Origin of the sequence: Tepidimonas sp. HKU77, assembly GCF_049728535.1 — a bacterium.
Classification (GTDB): domain Bacteria; phylum Pseudomonadota; class Gammaproteobacteria; order Burkholderiales; family Burkholderiaceae_C; genus Tepidimonas.
Map to the genome: position 1 here is coordinate 808,779 of NZ_CP187300.1, position 20,904 is coordinate 829,682.

20 protein-coding genes and 1 pseudogene are annotated in these 20,904 nt (G+C 68.6%); 9 read left to right on the plus strand and 12 right to left on the minus strand.

Features of this window, described 5'->3' with window-relative positions; translation table 11 throughout:
* Position 1: 1 nt before the first annotated feature.
* Entirely contained in the window at positions 2 to 943 is a 942-nt protein-coding gene (gene rfbD, locus ACPP3B_RS03850; protein ID WP_424859783.1) for a dTDP-4-dehydrorhamnose reductase, read from the minus strand.
* Positions 940 to 2,046: a dTDP-glucose 4,6-dehydratase gene (gene rfbB / locus ACPP3B_RS03855; RefSeq protein ID WP_424859784.1), complete on the minus strand. Its 1,107-nt coding sequence runs from the start codon at positions 2,044 to 2,046 to the stop codon at positions 940 to 942. Before rfbB ends, rfbD begins: the two co-directional genes overlap by 4 nt.
* A 133-nt stretch (positions 2,047 to 2,179) precedes the next feature.
* Between rfbB and ACPP3B_RS03860 the strand changes: the two genes are divergently transcribed.
* The 3 genes from ACPP3B_RS03860 to ACPP3B_RS03870 all read left to right on the plus strand — a co-directional run bounded on the left by ACPP3B_RS03860 (position 2,180) and on the right by ACPP3B_RS03870 (position 3,209).
* Positions 2,180 to 2,311 carry a hypothetical protein gene (locus ACPP3B_RS03860; RefSeq protein WP_424859785.1) on the plus strand — a complete coding sequence of 44 codons (132 nt, stop codon included), beginning with the start codon at positions 2,180 to 2,182 and terminating at the stop codon, positions 2,309 to 2,311.
* A gap of 120 nt (positions 2,312 to 2,431) precedes the next feature.
* Positions 2,432 to 2,896 carry a ComEA family DNA-binding protein gene (locus ACPP3B_RS03865; RefSeq protein WP_424859786.1) on the plus strand — a complete coding sequence of 155 codons (465 nt, stop codon included), beginning with the start codon at positions 2,432 to 2,434 and terminating at the stop codon, positions 2,894 to 2,896.
* Positions 2,897 to 2,951: 55 nt separating this feature from the next.
* A complete protein-coding gene (locus ACPP3B_RS03870) occupies positions 2,952 to 3,209 on the plus strand; it encodes an acyl-CoA-binding protein (protein ID WP_058615462.1) in 258 nt (85 codons plus the stop codon).
* A 15-nt stretch (positions 3,210 to 3,224) separates the two neighbouring features.
* On the opposite strand, the gene ACPP3B_RS03875 is transcribed toward ACPP3B_RS03870, so the two are convergent.
* Positions 3,225 to 5,306, minus strand: a complete 2,082-nt coding sequence (locus ACPP3B_RS03875; protein ID WP_424859787.1) for a molybdopterin-containing oxidoreductase family protein — start codon at positions 5,304 to 5,306, stop codon at positions 3,225 to 3,227.
* A 56-nt stretch (positions 5,307 to 5,362) separates the two neighbouring features.
* On the opposite strand from ACPP3B_RS03875, the gene ACPP3B_RS03880 reads away from it, so the two are divergent.
* Positions 5,363 to 6,574 (plus strand): M20 aminoacylase family protein, encoded by a 1,212-nt coding sequence (locus ACPP3B_RS03880; protein WP_424859788.1) that lies wholly within the window; start codon positions 5,363 to 5,365, stop codon positions 6,572 to 6,574.
* A 19-nt stretch (positions 6,575 to 6,593) separates the two neighbouring features.
* Here the strand turns inward: ACPP3B_RS03880 and ACPP3B_RS03885 are convergent, their stop codons facing one another.
* From ACPP3B_RS03885 to ACPP3B_RS03900, 4 genes and pseudogenes are all read right to left on the minus strand, one after another.
* A complete protein-coding gene (locus tag ACPP3B_RS03885; RefSeq protein ID WP_424859789.1) occupies positions 6,594 to 7,475 on the minus strand; it encodes a type III pantothenate kinase in 882 nt (293 codons plus the stop codon).
* Between the two features lie 52 nt (positions 7,476 to 7,527).
* Positions 7,528 to 7,890 (minus strand): rhodanese-like domain-containing protein, encoded by a 363-nt coding sequence (locus ACPP3B_RS03890; protein WP_424860137.1) that lies wholly within the window; start codon positions 7,888 to 7,890, stop codon positions 7,528 to 7,530.
* Positions 7,891 to 7,962: 72 nt separating this feature from the next.
* A pseudogene (locus ACPP3B_RS03895) lies at positions 7,963 to 8,667 on the minus strand (MBL fold metallo-hydrolase); the annotation flags it as partial.
* 27 nt (positions 8,668 to 8,694) lie between these two features.
* Complete coding sequence (locus ACPP3B_RS03900) at positions 8,695 to 8,940, minus strand: metal-sensitive transcriptional regulator (RefSeq protein ID WP_314225891.1); 246 nt, start codon at positions 8,938 to 8,940, stop codon at positions 8,695 to 8,697.
* Between the two features lie 209 nt (positions 8,941 to 9,149).
* Here ACPP3B_RS03900 and icmF point away from each other — a divergent pair, with 209 nt between their 5' ends.
* Positions 9,150 to 12,455, plus strand: a complete 3,306-nt coding sequence (gene icmF / locus ACPP3B_RS03905) for a fused isobutyryl-CoA mutase/GTPase IcmF (RefSeq protein WP_424859790.1) — start codon at positions 9,150 to 9,152, stop codon at positions 12,453 to 12,455.
* A 23-nt stretch (positions 12,456 to 12,478) separates the two neighbouring features.
* Here the strand turns inward: icmF and ACPP3B_RS03910 are convergent, their stop codons facing one another.
* A complete protein-coding gene (locus ACPP3B_RS03910; protein ID WP_299020187.1) occupies positions 12,479 to 13,117 on the minus strand; it encodes a 5-formyltetrahydrofolate cyclo-ligase in 639 nt (212 codons plus the stop codon).
* Positions 13,118 to 13,259: 142 nt separating this feature from the next.
* Between ACPP3B_RS03910 and ACPP3B_RS03915 the strand changes: the two genes are divergently transcribed.
* Together ACPP3B_RS03915 and ACPP3B_RS03920 are read left to right on the plus strand one after the other, a co-directional pair.
* Positions 13,260 to 15,218, plus strand: coding sequence for a transglycosylase SLT domain-containing protein (locus tag ACPP3B_RS03915; RefSeq protein WP_424859791.1), 1,959 nt, complete (start codon positions 13,260 to 13,262; stop codon positions 15,216 to 15,218).
* Positions 15,219 to 15,270: 52 nt separating this feature from the next.
* Positions 15,271 to 16,227 (plus strand): complex I NDUFA9 subunit family protein, encoded by a 957-nt coding sequence (locus ACPP3B_RS03920; protein ID WP_424859792.1) that lies wholly within the window; start codon positions 15,271 to 15,273, stop codon positions 16,225 to 16,227.
* 51 nt (positions 16,228 to 16,278) lie between these two features.
* Here ACPP3B_RS03920 and ACPP3B_RS03925 read toward each other — a convergent pair whose 3' ends face one another.
* Together ACPP3B_RS03925 and ACPP3B_RS03930 are read right to left on the minus strand one after the other, a co-directional pair.
* Positions 16,279 to 17,568, minus strand: a complete 1,290-nt coding sequence (locus ACPP3B_RS03925) for an OmpP1/FadL family transporter (protein WP_424859793.1) — start codon at positions 17,566 to 17,568, stop codon at positions 16,279 to 16,281.
* Positions 17,569 to 17,617: 49 nt separating this feature from the next.
* A complete protein-coding gene (locus ACPP3B_RS03930) occupies positions 17,618 to 18,205 on the minus strand; it encodes a DUF302 domain-containing protein (RefSeq protein ID WP_299019270.1) in 588 nt (195 codons plus the stop codon).
* 225 nt (positions 18,206 to 18,430) lie between these two features.
* Here ACPP3B_RS03930 and ACPP3B_RS03935 point away from each other — a divergent pair, with 225 nt between their 5' ends.
* Both ACPP3B_RS03935 and ACPP3B_RS03940 read left to right on the plus strand, forming a co-directional pair.
* Positions 18,431 to 18,763 carry a metal-sensitive transcriptional regulator gene (locus tag ACPP3B_RS03935; protein WP_424859794.1) on the plus strand — a complete coding sequence of 111 codons (333 nt, stop codon included), beginning with the start codon at positions 18,431 to 18,433 and terminating at the stop codon, positions 18,761 to 18,763.
* 32 nt (positions 18,764 to 18,795) lie between these two features.
* Positions 18,796 to 20,106: a multifunctional CCA addition/repair protein gene (locus tag ACPP3B_RS03940; protein WP_424859795.1), complete on the plus strand. Its 1,311-nt coding sequence runs from the start codon at positions 18,796 to 18,798 to the stop codon at positions 20,104 to 20,106.
* Between the two features lie 26 nt (positions 20,107 to 20,132).
* Here ACPP3B_RS03940 and trxC read toward each other — a convergent pair whose 3' ends face one another.
* Together trxC and ACPP3B_RS03950 are read right to left on the minus strand one after the other, a co-directional pair.
* Positions 20,133 to 20,582 (minus strand): thioredoxin TrxC, encoded by a 450-nt coding sequence (trxC, locus tag ACPP3B_RS03945; RefSeq protein WP_424859796.1) that lies wholly within the window; start codon positions 20,580 to 20,582, stop codon positions 20,133 to 20,135.
* A 113-nt stretch (positions 20,583 to 20,695) separates the two neighbouring features.
* Positions 20,696 to 20,890 carry a DUF2905 domain-containing protein gene (locus ACPP3B_RS03950; protein WP_299019261.1) on the minus strand — a complete coding sequence of 65 codons (195 nt, stop codon included), beginning with the start codon at positions 20,888 to 20,890 and terminating at the stop codon, positions 20,696 to 20,698.
* Between the last annotated feature and the right edge of the window lie 14 nt (positions 20,891 to 20,904).

Below are 20,904 nucleotides of genomic sequence, written 5' to 3' on the forward strand. Positions count from 1 at the left end.
ATCACGAGGTGATTCCCTGGTCGGCGCAAACAGACGACACCCAACGCCGCACGCCGGACTCCCACGGCGGCAGGTGCAGGCCGAACGTCTGGCGCAAGCGTGTGGTATCGAGCCGACTGTTGCGTGGACGCTGGGCCGGTGTGGGGTAGGCGCTGCTCGGAATCGGGTCGATGGCCTGCACGCGCCACGGCGCGTCGGGCCAGCGCCGCCGGGCCTCTTCGATCAGCACGCACGCGTAGCCGTGCCACGACGTGACCCCAGCCGCCGCCAGGTGGTAGGTGCCGCTGCCCTGCCCCGTGGCCAGCGCGTGGCGCAGCGCGTGGACGGTGACGTCGGCGATGAGGTCGGCCCCCGTGGGCGCACCCATCTGGTCGGCCACCACCGTCAGTCGCTCGCGCGTCTGCGCCAGGCGCAGCATGGTGCGGGCGAAATTACCGCCCTGCACGCCATACACCCATTGCGTGCGCAGGATGAGGTGGCGGCAGCCGCTGGCGCGAATGGCCTGCTCGCCTGCCCATTTGGTGCGGCCATAGACGTTGAGCGGGGCGGGCGCGTCGTCCTCGCGCCACGGCCGGTCGCCGCTGCCGTCGAACACATAGTCGGTGCTGTAGTGCACGAGCCACGCCCTAACGTCCGCGGCCGCCTGCGCCAACACGCTCGGGGCCTCGGCATTGATGCGGTGGGCACGCGCCGGCTCGGCCTCGGCCTGGTCCACGGCGGTGTAGGCCGCCGCGTTGACGATGACCGCCGGCCGCAATGCCTGGACGGTCCGGGATATACCGTCGAGGTCGGTCAAGTCCCCACACAGCGGCGCATCGATCCCGGGGACGCTCGCGCCCGCGCGGCCCAGCGCCACGACGTCACCGATGACCCCCAGGCTGCGCTGCAGCTCCCAGCCGACCTGGCCGTCTTTGCCCAACAGCAGGATGACGGGGGCCGTCATGCCAACGATTCCTGGCCGTACTGCCGCTGCACCCATGCTCGATAGGCGCCGCTTTGCACGCGCTGCACCCAGTCGGGATGGTCCAGGTACCACTGGACGGTCTTGCGCAGGCCGCTGTCGAAGGTTTCGGCCGGGCGCCAGTCCAATTCGCGCTCGATTTTGCGCGCGTCCATGGCGTAGCGGCGGTCGTGCCCGGGGCGGTCGGTCACGAAGGTGATGAGCTGCTCGTAGCGCTGCACCGGCGCACCGCTACGCACATCGCACACGCCGCGCGCCGGGGCGGGCGCGAGCGCATCGAGCAGTCGGCAGATCGTGCGCACCACGTCGAGGTTGGTGCGCTCGTTGTGACCGCCGATGTTGTACGTCTCGCCCACGCGGCCGGCCTGCAGCACGCGCCGGATGGCCGCGCAGTGGTCGCCAACGTAGAGCCAGTCGCGCACTTGCTGGCCGTCGCCATAGACGGGCAGCGGCTTGCCCGCCAGGGCGTTGACGATCATGAGCGGAATGAGCTTTTCCGGGAAGTGGTAGGGCCCGTAGTTGTTGGAGCAGTTGGTGGTGAGCACTGGCAGCCCGTAGGTGTGGTGCCAGGCGCGCACCAGATGGTCGCTGGCGGCTTTGCTCGCCGAATACGGGCTGTTGGGCTCGTAGCGGTGGGTTTCGGCAAACGGCGGGTCGTGCGGGCCGAGTGAGCCGAATACCTCGTCGGTGCTCACGTGCAGGAAACGAAACGCCGCCTGCTCTGCCGCCGGTAGTGCCGTCCAGTACGCGCGCACCGCCTCCAACAGGCGAAAGGTGCCCACGACGTTGGTCTGAATAAAGTCCTCGGGTCCGTGGATGGAGCGGTCGACGTGGCTTTCAGCCGCAAAGTGCAGCACCGCGCGCGGCCGGTGCTCGGTCAGCAGGCGCTCGACCAACGCACGGTCGCCAATGTCGCCGTGCACGAAATGGTGCCGTGCATCCCCCTCCAGGCTGGCGAGGTTTTCGCGGTTGCCCGCGTAAGTGAGTTTGTCCAGATTGACGACGGGTTCGTCATGCCGACGCAGCCAGTCGAGCACGAAATTGCTGCCAATGAAGCCGGCGCCGCCGGTGACGAGGATGGTCATGGTTGGGTCCTGAGACTGATCGGCGCGGAGTGTAGCGCGTGCGCAATGGGAACAGGGTCTTGCGCCCAGCGAGGCTGGCAGGGCCAGATGGCGCTGCGCATGCTGGGCGACGTGGCGCTGGCGGCATTCGAGCTTGGGCAGCTGGTTGCGCCGCAGCAGGCTCAACGCTACCATCGACCCCACCACTGCCAGCGACGAGCAGCTGGAGCGTTGCCTGGAGAAGATCCTCTCGGCGCAGACGCTGGAGGAACTGCTGCGCCCGTAGGGAGGAAACATCGCGCGGCCAGACAAGGCGCGGCAGCACCAGGCCCGATCGCGGCTTTGGCTGCACGACAACCAAGGAGGAAGGGTGGGACTCGGGGTGAAGTCTTGGATGAGAAGACGGATGCGCCATACCACCCAACGGGTGGCGGCGCTCTTGGGGTGGTGGTGTTTGTCGGCTTGCGCGGCCCTACCAACGCCCCTTTGGGCCGCATGGCTGGAGGCCAACACGGCCACCGCTGCGCAGTTGCAGACGCTCAAAGGCGTGGGACCCGTCATGGCCGAGCGCATCGTGCATGCGCGCCAGCAGCAGCCGTTTCGCGATTGGGCCGATCTGCAAGCCCGGGTGTCCGGCCTGGGGCCGAAGAGGGCCGAGGCGCTATCGGTGCAGGGCTTGCGCGTCAACGGCACGAGCTGGGGCAGCGAGCTCGCGCGAGGGAGAGATTCGGCGCCGGGCAAAGGCGCGGCACCCGCACCCGCCGGGGTGGGCGCCCCTGCCCCACCGCGTCGGGACGGCACCCGTTCCGACGCGCCCCCGCCTGCGCCGGCCTATCCCCCGATCCCAGGTCTGTCGGCTCCTGCGCGCTGATGGCCGCCAGCGGGCAGCAGTTGAATATTCGAACGAACGTTCGTATCATTGCAGTATGGATAACCCAACCCAAGCTGCCTTCGACACCGCGCTGCAACGCGTCAAAACCCTGACCCAGCGCCCCGACAACAACACCCTGCTGCAACTGTACGCGCTGTACAAGCAGGCGACGGAAGGGGACAACACGACCCCGAAGCCCAGCCTGACCGATGTGGTGGCGCGCGCCAAGTGGGACGCCTGGAACAAGCTCAAGGGCGTGGCGCGCGAGGACGCGATGCAGCGCTACGCAGCACTGGTCGATTCGCTGGCCTGACGGCGCGCTGGTGCCTCAATCGACGCGCCGCACGTCGACGGCGCAGTCGTAGAACGTGGGCGCGCGGCCCAGATCGGTGAGTGCCTGGCTGGTCAGTTCGTTGACGTTGGTGCCACTGGGGCTGAGTTTGCGCCACCAAATGCCCAGCCCCACCACCACCCCGGGACGGGTGCGTGTGCCGACCCGGGCGCGCAGGCGGCAGCAACCCCGGTCGTTGAACGCCTCCACCCAGTCACCGTCGGCGATGCCACGCGCAGCGGCGTCGTCGGGGTGGATGTCCAGCAACGGCTCGCCCTCGGCATCGCGCAGTGAGACGACGTTGACGAAGGTCGAGTTGAGGAAGTGCCGCGCCGGGGGCGAGATCATCGCCAGGGGGTAGCGTGGATCGGCACCGGCGGGCTCGTGGTTGGGCAGTACCTCAGGCAGCGGGTCCAGCCCGAGCGCTGCCAAGCGATCGCTCGCGAATTCGCACCGACCCGATGGGGTGGGAAAGCCCCCGTCGGCAAACGGGGCGTCGGGCACCGGCAACGACACCCAGCCCCGACCCAGCAACGCGTCGAAATCGATCGCGTCACCAAACGCCTGGCGGCACAACGCGAGGTCGTCATCGGCAAAGCAGGGTTCATCGAACCCGAGACGCTGCGCGAGCTGCCGAAACACCCAGGTATTGGGCCGCGCCAAACCCAAGGGTTCGATCGCGGGCCGATTGAGCAGCACGTCGGTGTGGCCGTAGCTGAGGTGGATGTCCCAGTGCTCGAGCTGCGTGGTCGCGGGCAGCACGTAGTCGGCGGTATCGGCGGTGTCGGTCAGGAATTGCTCGAGCACCACGGTGAACAGATCCTCGCGCGCCAGCCCGCGCACCACTTCGCCCGATTGCGGGGCGACCGCCGCCGGGTTGCTGTTGTAAACGACGAGCGCTTGCACCGGCGGGCCGAAGTGGGCGTCGCCGGGATGGCACAGGAGCTGCCCCAGCGTGCTCATGTTGAGCGTGCGCGGCTGCGGGCACGGACTGCGCAGCAGCAAATCGGGGCGCTGTAGCGCGTCGCGTTGCACGGGGTACCAACCCGAGCTGGACAACAGCACCCCCCCTGCCCGGTAACGCCACGCGCCGATGACTGCGGGCAAGCAGGCGATGGCACGCACCGCGTTGCCGCCACCGCGCGTGCGCTGCATGCCGTAGTTGAGCCGGATGGCGACGGGCTGGCGCTGCTGCACACACGCGCCAATGTGCTGCGCCAACGCTTGGATTTGCGCCACGGGCAGACCGCAAACAGCCGCCGCGCGCGCCGGCGGCCATTGCAAGGCGCGCTCGCGCAGCGCAGGCCAGCCGAGCGTGTGGTGCTGCACGTAGTCCTCGTCCACCCAACCGTGCACGATGCACTCGTGCATCAGCGCGTAGGCCAGCGCGGCGTCCGTGCCCGGTAGCAGGGCCAGGTGGTCGTGGCACTTGTCGGCAGTTTCGCTGCGCCGCGGGTCGATGCACACCAGCCGCGCCCCCGCACGCTTGGCCTGCTGCGCGTAGCGCCAGAAGTGCAGGTTGCTGCCCACGCTGTTGCTGCCCCAAATGAGGATCAGGCGGCTGTCGGCGAAATGCTCCACGCGCATGCCAACCTTGGCGCCGATCGTGGCCTCCAGCGCCGCCGCGCCAGCACTGGAGCAGATGGTGCGGTCCAGCAGCGACGCGCCCAAGCGATGAAAAAACCGCGCCGCCATCGACTCGCCCTGCACCAGACCCATGGTGCCCGCGTAGCTGTAGGGCAGGATGGTTTGCGGGTCGTGCGCGGCCAGCGCCCCCAGGCGGGCAGCGATGTCGTCGAGTGCCTCGTCCCAGCCGACGGGCTCGAAGCGGCCCTCGCCCTTGCGGCCCACGCGACGCAGCGGCTGCAACAAACGCTCGGGGTGATAGACCCGCTCCAGATAACGGCTGACCTTGGTGCACAGCACGCCGGCCGTCTGCGGATGGTCGGGGTTGCCCTGCAGATGCACGGCGCGCCCCGCGCGCACCGTGGTCAACAGCGCACAGGTGTCGGGGCAATCGTGCGGGCAGGCGCCCCGGATGGTCTTCGGCTCACTCGGTGCATCAGTGGTGACGGTCATGGGTGCATGGTACGCCAAGGCCCACAGTCATCCCAATCCGCGCTAGCATCCCCTCTATGAAACTGATCGAACCCATCGTCCAGCAGGCAGCGGCCATGACTGCCATCCGGCGCGATCTGCACGCGCACCCGGAACTGTGCTTCGAGGAGGTGCGCACCGCCGACCGCGTGGCCGCGCTGCTGACGCAGTGGGGCATCTCGATCCACCGGGGTCTGGGCAAGACGGGGGTGGTCGGTATCGTCCACGGGCGCGATGGCGGCGCCTGTGGGCGAGCGCTGGGGCTGCGCGCGGACATGGACGCACTGCCGATGACGGAGCGCAACACGTTCGAGCACGCCAGCCGCTACCCCGGGCGCATGCACGCGTGCGGGCACGACGGCCACACCGCGATGCTGCTGGCCGCCGCGCAATACCTGGCCCAGCAGCGCGACTTCGACGGCACGGTGTACCTGATTTTCCAGCCCGCCGAGGAAGGCGGTGGCGGCGCGCGCGAGATGATCGCCGACGGGCTGTTCGAGCGCTTCCCCATGGAGGCCGTCTTTGGCATGCACAACTGGCCGGGGCTGCCCGTGGGCCACTTTGCCGTCAGCCCCGGGCCGGTGATGGCCTCCAGCAACGAATTTGCCATCACGGTGCGCGGCCGCGGCGGCCATGCGGCGCTGCCGCACCATGCGATCGACCCGGTCCCGGTGGCGTGCCAACTCGTGCAGGCGTTTCAGACCATCCTCACACGCAACCTGCGCCCGGTGGAGCCTGGGGTCATTTCGGTCACGATGATCCACGCGGGCGAGGCGACCAACGTCATCCCCGACACCTGCGAGATACGGGGCACGGTGCGCACCTTCTCGCTGCCTGCACTGGATTTGATCGAGACGCGCATGCGCGAGCTGTCCAGCCAGATCTGCGCCGCGTTCGGCGCCGAGGCGACGTTCGAGTTCCGGCGCAACTACCCGCCCACCATCAACCATGAGGCGCAAGCCGCCTTTGCCGCCGAGGTGATGCGCGACATCGTGGGAGCAGACCACGTCGTGGCGCAAGAGCCCACCATGGGCGCCGAGGACTTCGCGTACATGCTGCAAGCCAAGCCAGGGGCGTATGTGTTCATCGGCAACGGCGATGGCAGCCACCGGCACGCACACGGGCCGGGGCACGACGCGGGGCCGTGCACGCTGCACAACCCGCACTACGACTTCAACGATGCGTTGATTCCGCTGGGCGCGACGTTCTGGGTGCGGCTGGCGCAGCGCTGGCTGGCGCGCGGCCAGTGACGCTGCGCGTACCGAGCGCTCACGGCCGACGCGCTGGCGCGGGGGGCACCGGTGCCTGCGCGTTGCCATAGCGCTCGCGCGCAATCGCCAGCAGCCCGTCGAAGATCAGCCCCTCGACCAGCTCGAACGGCACCGTCATGTGCGGCGCCATCTTCCAGCCGGCGCCACCGGTCATCAGGCATACTGGCTCCTGCCCGGTGTGGGCACGCAAATTGTCTACCATGCGCTGCACCGCCCCGGCGATGGCATACGTGCCGCCGCTCGTCAGTGCATCGCTGGTGTTGGTGGGGAACGCGCGCACCTCGCCGGTGGGCACGTGCAGCCCGGCCGTACCGGACTCGAGCGCCCGCAGCATGATGCCGTGGCCAGGCAAGATCAAGCCACCCAGAAAGCGGCCCTCGGCGTCGATGGCTTCTACCGTCACCGCCGTGCCGACCATGACCACCACGCAGGGCCGCCGCTGTCCGCGCGCGAGCAGCCGCTGGCGCGCACCGATCATGGCCACCCAGCGGTCCGACCCCAGGCGCGCCGGATGGTCGTAGCCGTTGACGAGTCCAGCCTCGGTCGCGCTGGGCACCACCCAATGCACCGGTGCATCCCAGAGTTCGAGCTGTTCTTCCACCCGGTGGCGCACGCCAGCACCGGCGACGATGCTGCCCAGCACCCAGTGCGGCGCGCGCAGGGCGCGCCAGTCGCCTTCGGCCAGGGTTTCGATGTTTTCCAGGAATTGCACCCCGTGCGCCAGCAATCGCGCACCGGGGCGCGGCGCCTCGTACAGCGCCCACTTCAGGCGCGTGTTGCCCACGTCGAGCGCCAACAGGGCGGTGCCTCCCGATACGGCTGGGCCATGCGCAGGGGTCGGGGAAGCAAAAACCGGGACGTTCGGCGGCGGCGCTGTCATGCCGCCATCATAAACCCGGCCTCGGAAGGCCGGTGTCACCTGCCGCCACCGCTCAGTTCTGCCGCCACGGCAGACCACGGTAGCGCCAGCCGCCGCGACGTCCGCGCTGGCCATGTTCGTCCAAATCGCCCTCGAAGCCCTCCAGCACGTTGTAGGCGGTGGCGCCCAGCTCGGTGGCGCGCCGTGCCGCCGCGATCGAGCGCGCGCCGCTGCGACACAGCATCAGCAACGGTCGGCCGTCGCCGCGCAGCAGTGAGCGCACACCGTCATCGAAGCCTGGGTTGGGCTGCATGCCGGGCCACTGCTTCCACGCCAGCGGCACCGCACCCGGCACGTAACCCACCCACTCGCGCTCGGCGTCGGTACGCACGTCCACCAGCACGGCGCGGCCCTGCTGCACCCAATCCCACGCCACGGCGGGTGGGACATCGCCCGCATAGCCGTCGGCGGGCTGGGGTGCGTCCAGTGCCGCGCCGTCCGCGTCGTGCCGGATGCCGCCATGCAGGTTGGCCGGCACCGCCTCATCCATGCGGCGGGGGCGCGGCAGGTTCAAGCCGTTCATCAACGCGACGAACTCGTCGAGCGTGCGCCCGGCCACGCGGGCGTTGTGCGCCTTCTCGTGCCCAATGGTGGAGTGCGTGCGCCCCTGGTAGTCGTGCCCCGGCCAGACCACGGTATCGTCGGGCAGGGCGAACAGCACCTCGGTGATGCTGCGGTAGAGCGCCGCCGCGTCGCCCGACTGAAAGTCGGTGCGCCCACAGCCGTCGATGAGCAGCGTGTCGCCGGTGAAGACGTGCCGCTGCACCCCCTGGCTCGTGGCACGCTCCCAAAAGTAGCTCATACTGCCTGCGGTGTGGCCCGGGGTGGCCAGCGCGCGCACGCGCTGGGAACCGAACGTCACCTCGTCGCCGTGCTGCAAGGGGCGGTGCACGGTGGCGATGCCGCAGGCAGCCGGGGCGGCCGTGAGGGCGCCGGTGTGCTCGGCCAGCCGCAGCGCGCTGGTGATGTGGTCGGCGTGGGCATGCGTCTCGAGCACCCAGCGCAGCCGCAAGTCGTGCTCACGCAGCACGGTCAAATCGCGCTCGAGCTGCACATCCACGGGGTCGATGATGAGCGCCTCGCGCGACGCCTCGTCGAACAATACGTAGGTGTAGGTGCAGGAGTCGGGGTCGAAGAGCTGGATCGGGTCCATGTCCGCCATGGTAGCGACGACCCCCGGTTACGCAAAGCGCGACAGCAGCTCGGCCACGTCGTCGGGCGGTGTGTCACCCTGGGCCATGACGCAGCCCACCATCATGAAAAACGATTTGTCCAGCGCCTTGCGGGCAGCCGCCAACTGTTGCGCCACCTTCTCACAATCGGTATCGGCCTCGATCAGGCGCTGGATGCCGCGCAGCTGCCCTTCCACGCGCCGCAGGCGCAGCAACAGGGCCTTTTTTCGCTCGGGGTCGTGGACGGCGGTCATGACATGCCAAACATGGAAAGGTATATACCCGGTATGGTATGACAAACGGTCCGGGCTGCCAAGACCCGCGCACGTGGGCGATGCCCCTCCCGGACCGGGCCAACCCGGTTGGCGAGCCGCGCGGACTCGGGTAATATTGACGTTTACGTAAACGTCAAACACGAACGCCGTCGCGCGTGCCGCCGCCCAGCCACCCCGAGGAGACCTGCATGACCCAGTTGTCTGCCGACTATCAGGCCTTGGCCAACTACCGCCCAACGCACAAGGTGCGCTTCGTCACCGCCGCCAGCCTGTTCGACGGGCACGACGCGGCCATCAACATCATGCGCCGCATCCTGCAGAGCATGGGCGCGGAGGTGATCCACCTGGGCCACAACCGCTCGGTGGACGAGGTGGTGACCGCGGCATTGCAGGAAGACGCGCAGGGCATCGCCGTGAGCTCTTACCAGGGCGGGCACGTCGAATATTTCAAATACATGGTCGATCAGTTGCGCGCGCGCGGCGGCGAGCACGTGCTGGTCTTCGGCGGCGGCGGCGGCGTGATCGTGCCCAGCGAAATCCGCGAGCTGATGGACTATGGCGTGGCGCGCATCTACAGCCCCGAAGACGGCCAGCGCATGGGCCTGCAGGGCATGATCGGCGAGATGGTGATGCGCTGCGACCGCGACCTGTCGGTCTACGCGCCGACATCGCTGGAGGCCATCCGCGGCCACACGGACGCCGCCTGGCGCGCGCTGGCGCAGCTCATCACGGCGCTGGAAAGCGGCCAAGCCGACCCCGGCTTGCGCACGCAACTGCACGAAGCGGCAGCCAGCGCGCGCGTGCCGGTGCTGGGCATCACCGGTACGGGCGGAGCCGGTAAATCGAGCCTGACCGACGAGCTGATCCGGCGCCTGCGGCTGGACCAAGACGATGCGCTGCGCATTGCGGTCGTCAGCATCGACCCCAGCCGCCGCAAGAGTGGCGGCGCGCTGCTGGGCGACCGTATCCGCATGAACGCGATCGGCCCCTGGCAGCAAGGCGCACGTGTGTACATGCGCAGCCTGGCCACGCGCGAGGCGGGCAGCGAGATCTCGGCCGCGCTGCCCGACGTGGTGGCGGCGTGCAAGGTGGCGGGCTTTGACCTCGTCATCGTTGAGACTTCTGGCATCGGCCAGGGCGATGCCGCCATCGTGCCGCACGTGGACGTGCCGCTGTATGTGATGACGCCCGAGTTTGGTGCGGCCAGCCAGCTCGAGAAGATCGACATGCTCGACTTCGCCGAGTTCGTGGCGATCAACAAGTTCGACCGCAAGGGCGCGCTCGACGCGCTGCGCGACGTGGCCAAACAGGTGCAGCGCAATCGCGAAGCATGGGGCAAGCGGCCCGAGGAGATGCCGGTCTTCGGCACGATGGCGGCGCGCTTCAACGACGATGGCGTGACCGCCTTGTATCAGGCGCTGCTGCCGCGCCTGGCCGAGTTGGGCCTGACGCTGCCACTGGGTGCGGACGGCGGCCGGCTGCCGCGCGTGAGCACGCGCCACAGCAGCCAGTTGCACGCGATCGTGCCGCCACAGCGCAGCCGCTACCTGGCCGAGATTGCCGACACCGTGCGCGCCTACAAACGCCGCGTGCGCCAGCAAGCCACGTTGGCGCGCGAGGTGCAGCAGTTGCGCGCCGCCGCCGCCATGCTCAGCGTCGACAAACCGCAGCGCCCCAAGGCAGCCGAGGCGGCGCTCGAACTCGCGACGCAGCGCGAACAGCGGCTCGACGCCGACGCGCGCAAGCTGCTGCAGCAGTGGCCCGACATGCAAAAGGCCTATGCGGGCGACGAGTACGTGGTCAAGATCCGCGACAAGGAGATCCGCACGCGGCTGGTGCACACCACGCTGTCGGGCAACAAAATCCGCAAGGTGGCCCTGCCCAAGTACGAGGACCACGGCGAGCTGCTGCGGTGGCTGATGCTGGAAAACGTCCCCGGCTCCTTCCCGTACACCGCTGGAGTGTTCGCCTTCAAGCGCGAGGGCGAAGACCCGACGCGCATGTTCGCCGGTGAGGGCGACGCCTTTCGCACCAACCGGCGCTTCAAGCTGCTGTCGGAGGGCATGCCGGCCAAGCGGCTGTCCACCGCGTTCGATTCGGTCACGCTCTACGGCCACGACCCCGATCCGCGCCCAGACATCTACGGCAAGATCGGCAACTCCGGCGTGTCGATCGCCACGCTGGACGACATGAAGGTGCTGTATTCGGGCTTCGACCTGTGCGACCCGGCGACCTCGGTGTCGATGACCATCAACGGTCCCGCTCCGACGATCCTCGCGATGTTTTTCAACACCGCCATCGACCAGCAGATCGACAAATTCCGCGCCGACAACGGCCGCGAGCCGACCGACACCGAAATCGCCAAGATCCGCGAGTGGGTGTTGGCCAACGTGCGCGGCACGGTGCAGGCCGACATCCTCAAGGAAGACCAAGGCCAAAACACCTGCATCTTCAGCACCGAGTTCAGCCTGAAGGTGATGGGCGACATCCAAGAATATTTCGTCCACCACAACGTGCGCAATTTCTACTCGGTCTCGATCAGCGGCTACCACATCGCCGAGGCGGGCGCCAACCCGATCAGCCAGCTCGCCTTCACGCTCGCCAACGGCTTCACCTACGTGGAGTCGTATCTGGCGCGCGGCATGCACATCGACGACTTCGCGCCCAACCTGAGCTTTTTCTTCAGCAACGGCATGGACCCGGAGTACACCGTGCTGGGTCGGGTCGCGCGGCGCATTTGGGCCGTGGCCATGCGCGACAAGTACGGGGCCAACGAGCGCAGCCAAAAGCTGAAATACCACATCCAGACCAGCGGCCGCAGCCTGCACGCGCAAGAAATCGCCTTCAACGACATTCGCACCACGCTGCAGGCGCTGATTGCCATCTACGACAACTGCAACAGCCTGCACACCAACGCCTACGACGAAGCCATCACCACGCCGACCGAGGAGTCGGTGCGCCGCGCGATGGCGATTCAGCTCATCATCAACCGTGAGTGGGGCCTGGCCAAGAACGAAAACCCCAACCAGGGCGCCTTCATCATCGAAGAGCTGACCGAACTGGTGGAAGAAGCGGTGCTCCAAGAGTTCGAGCGCATCGCCGAGCGCGGGGGCGTGCTGGGCGCGATGGAGACCGGCTACCAGCGCGGCAAAATCCAAGACGAGAGCATGCACTACGAGATGCTCAAGCACACCGGTGAGCTGCCCATCATCGGCGTCAACACTTTCCGTAACCCGCACGGCGATCCCATCCCCGAGGCGCTGGAGCTGGCGCGCTCGACCGAAGAAGAAAAGCAGTCGCAACTCGCGCGCCTGCGCGACTTCCACGCCCGCCACGCGCACGAAGCCCCGGCGATGCTGCAGCGCCTGAAAGACGCCGCGATCGACAACCGCAACGTGTTCGAGGTGCTGATGGACGCCGTGCGCTGCTGCTCGCTGGGGCAAATCACGCAAGCCTTGTTCGAGGTGGGGGGCCAGTACCGGCGCAACATGTGAGTGTGGCGCGCAGTTTTCGCGCCTCAATCGTCGGTCACGGGCCACGCCACGCCTTGCTCGGTCAGGATGGCGTCCAGCGGCACGTCGTGCGGCTCGGGCTGCAACCACGGCACGAAGCCGTGCGCATAGGCCAGCCCGACGGTAAACGGCCGCGGCTGCAGCGAGGCCAGTGTGCGGTCGTAAAAACCCCCGCCGTAGCCGAGCCGCGTACCGCCCGGCCCGTAGCCCACGCAGGGCACGAACAGCAGCGTGGGCTGCACCACCTCGGTATCCTTGGGCTTGGGGATGCCGTAGGCGTCCTCCTCCATCGGGCAGCCCGGGTACCAGACGTGAAAGCGCAGCGTGCGCGCCACCTTGTCGATGACCGGCAACCCGATGCGGCGGCGCTGCCGCGCGCGGGCGGCGTCGTCGACATCGGCCGCCTCCTGCCAGCGGTGCAGCGCGGGCAGCGGATCGAACTCCCCCTTGATCGGCCAGTACGCCCCCACCACCGTGTCGGTGCGACCCACCATCCACACCCGCATGACGCGCTGCAGCGCCTCGTTGCGCGCGAGTCGATCGGACAGTCGCAGCCGCTCGGCCACCAGACGCTGGCGCCACTGCTGCTTGCGCTGGGCAGCATCGGTGGGTTCCGACTGGCGTGAGGGGTCGATGTTGTCCATAATCGTGGGCATGGGTTCGTTTGTTGGACGCCTCAGGGCGCGTTCGTCGAGCACTGCCGTCTGGCGCACCATCAGGGCCGTGGCGGTCAGGGCGGCTGTCATCTTACCGCTGTGGGGCAGTGGCGCGTGGGTCGCGCCAGCCATGGCGCAGTCGGCGGCCGCGCAGCCGGTCGCCGTCGGCGACGGGGCCCCGCGCGCGGCCGCGGAGCGTGCGCTCGTCGAGATGCGCGCCGCCTTCCAAAAAGGCGATGCGCAACGGCTGGCGCAGCTGCTGCCCCTGGTGCAGGGCCACCCGCTGGAGCCGCTGGCGGCGTACTGGGCGTTGCGGGCGCGGCTGGACAGTGCCAGTGCGGACGAGATCCGCGCCTTTCTGCAGCGCTGGCGCGGCACCTACTGGGAAGACCGCCTGCGCAACGACTGGCTGTTGGTGCTGGGACGGCAACAGGACTGGGCCACGCTGCTGCAAGAGGCCATCGCGTTTCGCATGAACGACGACCCCGAGGTGCGCTGCTACACGGCGCTAGCGCGCGTCGAGACAGCCCGTGCCGCCCCGAGCGAGGTGGCCGCACTGGTGCGCGAGAACTGGCTGGCGCAGCGCACCGCAGCGCCGGGATGCGCCGCCGCCGCGCAACGGCTGATCCAGGCCGGTGCATTGCCGCGCGAGGTGGCCTGGCAGCGCGCACGGTTGGGTGTGGAGGCTGGGCGAATCGGTATCGCCACCCAGGCCGTCGGGCTGCTGGACCCGCAGTGGGTCGGGCTGGTCGATCGCGCCACCCAAAACCCCCAGCGCTACCTGGACGACAAAGTCACTGCGGTGCGCGATCGCACCAAGGAGATCGTCACCCTGGCCTTGATCCGCCTCGCGACGAAGGACCCAGTGGCAGCGGCACAGGCCGCCGACGATCTGCGCTGGCGTGCCCAGCTCACCCCTGAGGAACAGGCCTGGGTGTGGGGAGTGATCGGCAAACGCGCGGCATTGCGCCTGTCGGATGAGGCGGTGCGCTACTTCGCCCGTGCCAACGACGCGCTGCTGCCCGACGAGCTGCGCGCCTGGAAAGTGCGTGCCGCGCTGCGCGCGGGCGACTGGGGCATGGTGCGGCGCACCATCGAGCACATGAGCGAGGCGCAGCGCCGCGACCCCACCTGGACGTATTGGCTCGCGCGCGCCCTGCAAACCAGCCCACGCCCTGAGGACGCCGCGCAGGCCCGCGAGCTGTACGGGCGCATCGCGGGACTGGACGGCTTCTATGAAAAATTGGCGGCAGAAGCGCTGGGCCGCGACGTCGCGCTGCCGCCCGCCCCACCGCCGCCCACGCCGGCCGAGCGGGCGGCCATCCGCGCCCATGCGGGGCTGCAACGCGCGCTGCTCGCCATCGAGCTGGGCCTGCGCGCGGAGGGTGTGCGCGAGTGGAACTACGAAGTCGCCCTCCACACGCCGGGGGGGATGAGCGACCGCGAGCTGCTGGCCGCAGCCGAGTGGGCCTGCGAGCGCGGCGTCTGGGACCGGTGTATCAACACCAGCCTGCGCACGCGCGAGGTGGTCGATATCGCGCAGCGCTTTCCCATGCCGCTGCGCGAGTTGGTCGTGCCGCGTGCGCGCGAAATCGGGCTCGATCCGGCCTACGTCTATGGCCTGATCCGGCAGGAAAGCCGCTTCATCACCGACGCGCGCTCGCACGTTGGCGCCTCGGGGCTGATGCAGGTGATGCCCGCCACCGCGCGCTGGACCGCACGCAAGATCGGCCTGCGAGACTTCGAGCCGCACCAGATCACCGACCCCGACACCAACGTGCGCATCGGCACCGCGTATCTGAAGTTGGCGCTGGACGATTTCGAGGGCTCAATGGCGCTGGCCGCCGCCGCCTACAATGCGGGTCCAGGGCGCCCGCGCCAGTGGCGCCAGGGACCGGAGCTGGAGGCCTCGGTGTGGATCGAGAACATTCCGTTCGACGAAACACGCGACTATGTCAAGCGTGTGTTGTCCAACACCACGGTCTACGCTGCCATCCTGGAGCAGCGACCGCAGCGGCTGAGCAGCCGCTTGGGGCCCATCGGCCCCCGGCCGGCGACGGCACGCGCGCCCGATACCGACCTGCCGTGACGGCGCCGACGCGGCGACGACCACGGCCATGCCCCAGTGGAGCGATGACACCATGAAACACGTGCTGGTACTCGGCGGCACCGGCTTCGTTGGCCGCCACGTTTGCGAATGGCTCAACCGCGTGGGGGTGCGCGTCACCGTGCCGACGCGCCATGCCGAGCACGCCAAATCGATCCAGATGTTGCCGATGGTGGACGTGATCGTCGCCAACGTGCACGACGACCGCGAACTGGAGCGCCTGCTGCCGGGACACGACGCCGTCGTCAACCTGATCGCCATTCTGCACGGCAGTCGCCACCAGTTCGAGCAGGTGCACGTGGCGTTTCCTCAACGCCTGGCGCAAGCCATGTTGGCCGCCCAAATCCAGCGGCTTGTGCACGTCAGCGCACTGGGAGCCGACCCGCAAGGCCCGTCGCTGTACCAGCAGACCAAAGGGGCCGGTGAGGCCGCGCTGTGGTCGATGACCAGCGCGGGGCTGGCGCTGACCGTGCTGCGGCCCAGCGTCATTTTCGGGGCCGAGGATCGATTCCTGAACCTGTTTGCGCGGCTGCAACAAACCCTGCCCGTTGTGCCGCTGGCAGGCGCGCAGGCGCGCTTCCAACCCGTGTGGGTGGGCGATGTCGCCCACGCCATCGTCGAGTGCCTGCGCCGTGAGGACACCATCGGCAAGACGTTCGAATGCGTCGGCCCCGAAGTCTGGACGCTCGCGGATCTGGTGCGCTTGGCCGGACGGCTCAGCGGCCATCCGCGGCCGGTCATTCCGCTGCCGCGTGCGCTGGCGTACTTCCAGGCCCTGCTGATGGAGCTGTTGCCGGGCGAGCCGCTGCTGTCCAGGGACAACCTGCGCTCGATGGAAGTGGACAACGTCGCCACCGGCACGCGACCGACCCTGGCCGACCTTGGCATCACACCCAGCGCGGTGGAGCCGGTAGCGGCGCGCTACCTGGACCTGGACGGCCCGGCCGATCCGCTGATCCAGCTGCGCCGCCGCGCGCACCTGCGACGCTGAAAAAAGAGCCGCCGCCCCGAGCGGACGGCGGCAAGCGGTTGCCCCCAGATATCAGAACTTGCGGCTGTACTGCACACCAAAGCCGTTTTGGTGCATGCCGATGCGCGTGCCTGTCGGGTTCACTCCCGGCGGGTTCGTCGAGAAGTCGACGCTCGGCCCCACCACGGTCTCGCGTCGGCCGTGCCAGAGCGCAAACGTCCACTCGGTCTGCTTGTCGGGCGTGTAGGTCGCACCAAACGTCACGTGCTCGCGGATCACGCCGGGCGCCAGAATGTTGAACATCGCATCCTGGGCGCGAATCGGATTGCCGCCCTTGTTGACGCCGGCACGCAGCGTCCAGCGCTCGTCCATTTGCCACTGCACCCCCAGCTTGACGATGCTGATGTCGCGCCAGCCGAAACCGGGACCGCTGGCCGCGCCCAGCGGCTGGCCTGCCATCACCTGTGACAGGCTGCCGTTGGCGATCGAGGGCACACCGCCGTAGCGGATGCGCGTCGCATCCAGCGCCAGCGTCCAGGCCGGCGTCAGCTGCAGCGCGACACCAACGCCGTAGTTGGCCGGGATGTCCAAATCGCCCGCCCCCGCGAACAAGCCGCGGTATTTGTCGAAGCGCCCCATGCGCACCCGCGGCGAGTAGGCGGCACCGACCGTGACCCGATCGCCCAGTTTGCCCATGTAGCCCACGCGCACGCCGATGCCGGTGCTGTTGTCCTTGCCGCGGTTGGTCAGGTTGGCTGGATCGGACGACATCCCGGCAAACCCCTGTAGCCCATAGGCCTCGAAGCGCTGCCACACCAGCAACGGGGATACACCCAGGGCATGCCCCTCCGCGACTTGGATCGCCAGCGTCGGCGCCACGATGAGCTGCATCAGATCGACGCCGAGTTTGCCTGTGCCGCCCAATAGGTTCTGCCCGTTGGGAAAGGGCGCATACGACGTGTTCATGCCCCCGTTGCCATAGACGGTCAGGCCCACGGCCAATGTCTCGGACAGACGCGCGTTGTAGCCGAACTCCGGAATCAAAAAGGCGGTGCGGCCACTGTCCACCACGGGCGTCTGGCCCACGAACTGCGCGTCGCGGTATGGCCGGAAAATCTCGGCCCCCACGTCCATGCGGCTGCCTGCAAACAGCGCCGCGGCGGGGTTGTTGACCCCGGCAAATCCGTCGTGCGCCAGGGCGATCGACGCGCCACCCATGCCTTTGGCTTTCAGCCCGAATCCGTGCGGGAAGTAGCCATTGGTGGCCTGTGCCGCACCGGCGCACGCCAGCGCCACGGCGGCCAGGGTGATACGGGGAATGCGGCGTGCCGCGAGCGGCCGCCCTTCGGTTGCGTGATGCATGCGGTTCTCCTCTGTCTTTTTGGGTGGGATCGGATCTTGGCCCGTGTGCTCAGAATTCGCCCTTGGAAGCACGCTCCATCATGTCCCAGACGGCCTCGCGCACGCTCCAGGCCTCCTCCTTGAGCGGCGAGGGCAGTTTGCGGCCCATCTTGACCATCATGTCCATGTTGAGCGTGTACAGCCACAATCCGTCGGGGCGCTCGACCAGCGCGATGCGACACGGCATGTAAGCAGCCATGGCCGGACTGAAATCCGCCATGCGACGTGCGATGTTGGGGCTGCAGAACTGGTAGATCGTCAATACCGGCTCCTTCTTGCCGGAGCGGGCTTCCAGTTCCTTGGACAGCGGCAGCGTGCCGACGTCGCGCATATTGCGCTCCACCATCACGGTGCGCATGATCTCCTCGACGTCTGCCACACTCAGGCCGGGCTTGACCTTGCGCTCCCAGGTCGTCGCGACGGCGATGTCACCGCCGCCCTCGATCCAGCGGTCCCACATCTTCATCGCCTCCGCGCCCGCCCCGTCCTCGAGCTTGCCGATGGTGGCCACGGTGCCACAGCCACTGGTCAATCCCACGACAGCGACCATCGCCAGCGCCAGCCAGCTCTTGCGCCATCCTTCACGTGTCATCTTCATGCGTCCAACTCCTCCGCCCCGCAGGGCTTTGATATTTGTCAAGGCACGTGGAGATTAGCAAGGCAGACCGCGCAACGGCATCCGCATTTACCCTAGGGGGTAGGGTTTTGATCAAGGCCACCAAAGGCGCAAGCCGCGATGGGTGCGCCTCGATGGGCACACCACGCTGGGGGCCATGTTTTTTGGCACACTCGGGGCTTGCGTCCGACATCGAAGGATCACCCCATGAAAGCCTCCGCCCCCTCCGGCCACGACACCCGCCCCACTACTACCCATCCGACCGGGGCGCCGTCGTCGCGCTACCGCAGCGAGCACCAGCGCGATGTGGTCAACCGGCTCAAGCGCATCGAAGGCCAGGTGCGCGCGCTCATCGAGATGGTCGAATCCGGCCGCCCGTGCGAGGACGTCGCGCAGCAGATGTCGGCCGCGCGCAAGGCCATGGACAAAGCGTTCTTTCGCATGATGGCGTGCTCCGTGATGGAGTCCGTCGCCGTCTCGGACGACGACACGCTGCGCGAGGTCGAGCGCTCCACGCGCATCCTCGAAAAGTACGCCTGACGCCCCGGGCAGGCTGTGGCGCGAGCATGCCCATGGATATCTATCTCGTCGGCGGCGCCGTGCGCGACGGTCTGCTGGGGCACTTCCACTTGGCACACCAGCGCCCCGACGGCACGGCGCACGCCGACCGGGACTGGGTCGTGGTTGGCGCCACGCCCGAGGCCATGGTCGCGGCCGGTTATGTGCCGGTCGGGCGGGACTTTCCGGTCTTTCTGCACCCGGTCACGCGCGAAGAGTACGCGCTGGCACGCACCGAGCGCAAAACGGCACGCGGCTATCACGGCTTTGCTTTCTTTGCCGACCCCAGTGTGACGCTGGAGCAAGACCTGGCGCGCCGCGACCTGACCATCAACGCCATGGCGCTGCCCGCAGCGGCGCTGGACGCCGACGGGCGCTTCGACCCCAACGATCCGCGGTTGGTCGACCCTTATGGCGGCCGGCGCGACCTGCAGGCCAAAGTGCTGCGCCACGTCACCCCGGCGTTTGCCGAAGACCCGGTGCGCATCCTGCGCATGGCGCGTTTTGCCGCGCGCTGGCCTGATTTCCGTATCGCGCCCGAGACGATGGCGCTGATGCGCGACATGGTGGCGCACGGCGAGGTCGATCACCTGGTACCCGAGCGGGTGTGGCAAGAACTCTCGCGCGGGCTGATGGAACCACGCCCCTCGCGCATGCTGGCTGTGCTGCGCGAGACCGGCGCACTGCGCGTCCTGCTGCCCGAAGTGGACCGCCTCTGGGGCGTGCCGCAACGTGCGGACTACCACCCCGAGGTCGACACCGGCGTGCACCTAGAAATGGTGCTGGACATGAGCGCGCGCCTGAACGCGCCGCTGGCCACGCGCTACGCCTGCCTGTGCCACGACCTGGGCAAGGGGACGACACCGCCCGAGATCCTGCCGCGCCACCTGGGACACGAGGAGCGCAGCGTGCGGCTGCTGCGCCAGGTCAGCGAGCGCTGGCGCGTGCCACGCGACTGCCGCGAACTGGCCGAGGTGGTGGCGCGCGAGCACGGCCACATCCACCGCAGCGACGCGTTGGGGGCCGCCGCCATCCTGCGCTTGCTGCAGCGCTGCGACGCCCTGCGCCGGCCCGAGCGCTTCGAGCAGGTATTGCTAGCCTGCGAATGCGACGCGCGCGGCCGCCTGCATCACGAAGACCGGCCCTACCCCCAGGCGGCACGGCTGCGCCGCGCGCTGCAGGCCGCACTGGCGGTGGACACCGCCGCGCTCGCCCAGCAGGAGCAGGCCCGTCATCCCAGCGCGCACGATCTGGGGCTGCGCATCGGGGCCGCGATCGAACACGCGCGCCAGCGCGCCATCGCCGACGCGCTGCGCGGCGACTGACCGCGGACCGAGCCTGGCGCGTGCCGTCAGCGCGCCTGCGCCAACGCCGCCTGCACCCAGCGCACGATGTCGGCCTGCCCCATCGCGCCGGGCTGGCGGGCCACCTCGCGTCCGCCGACGAAGAGCGCCAGCGTCGGGATGCTGCGAATACCGAAATGCGCCGCCAGCGCCGGCTCGGCCTCGGTGTTGACCTTGGCCAGCCGCACGTGGGGTTCGAGCTGGCGCGCGGCCGCCTCGAACGCCGGCGCCATCATGCGGCACGGCCCGCACCACGGCGCCCAAAAGTCGACCAGCACCGGGATCTGGCTGCGCCCGACGTGGCGCTCGAAGGCCGCCGCGTCGAGCTCGACCGGGTGGCCGTCGAACAACGGCCGGTGGCAGCGACCGCAGTCGGGCGCTTGGTTCAACTGGTCGGCGCGCACGCGATTGGTGGTGTGGCAATGGGGGCAGACGATGTGCAACGGCTCGGCGGACATGCGGGCTCCTGGTGACAACGATAGCCCACACATGGGGCCGAAGTCCGTGGTTTCAAGTCATACCCCTCTGGGTACCGAATCGACGCCCCGTGCCGACGGCCAGTGCCGCACCCTCAGATCCAGCGCGCGATCGCCGCCGCCAGCAGACTGAGCAACACCGTGCTGGCCAGCGGAATGTCCCACTCGCGCCCGAAGAGCCGGAAATGGAGGTCACCCGGCAAGCGCCCAAAGCCCAGACGCCGCAGCCAGGGCGTAAGCCAACTGAAGATCAGCAGCGCCAGACAAACGACGATCAACCAGCGAATCATCGGTACGCTCCGCC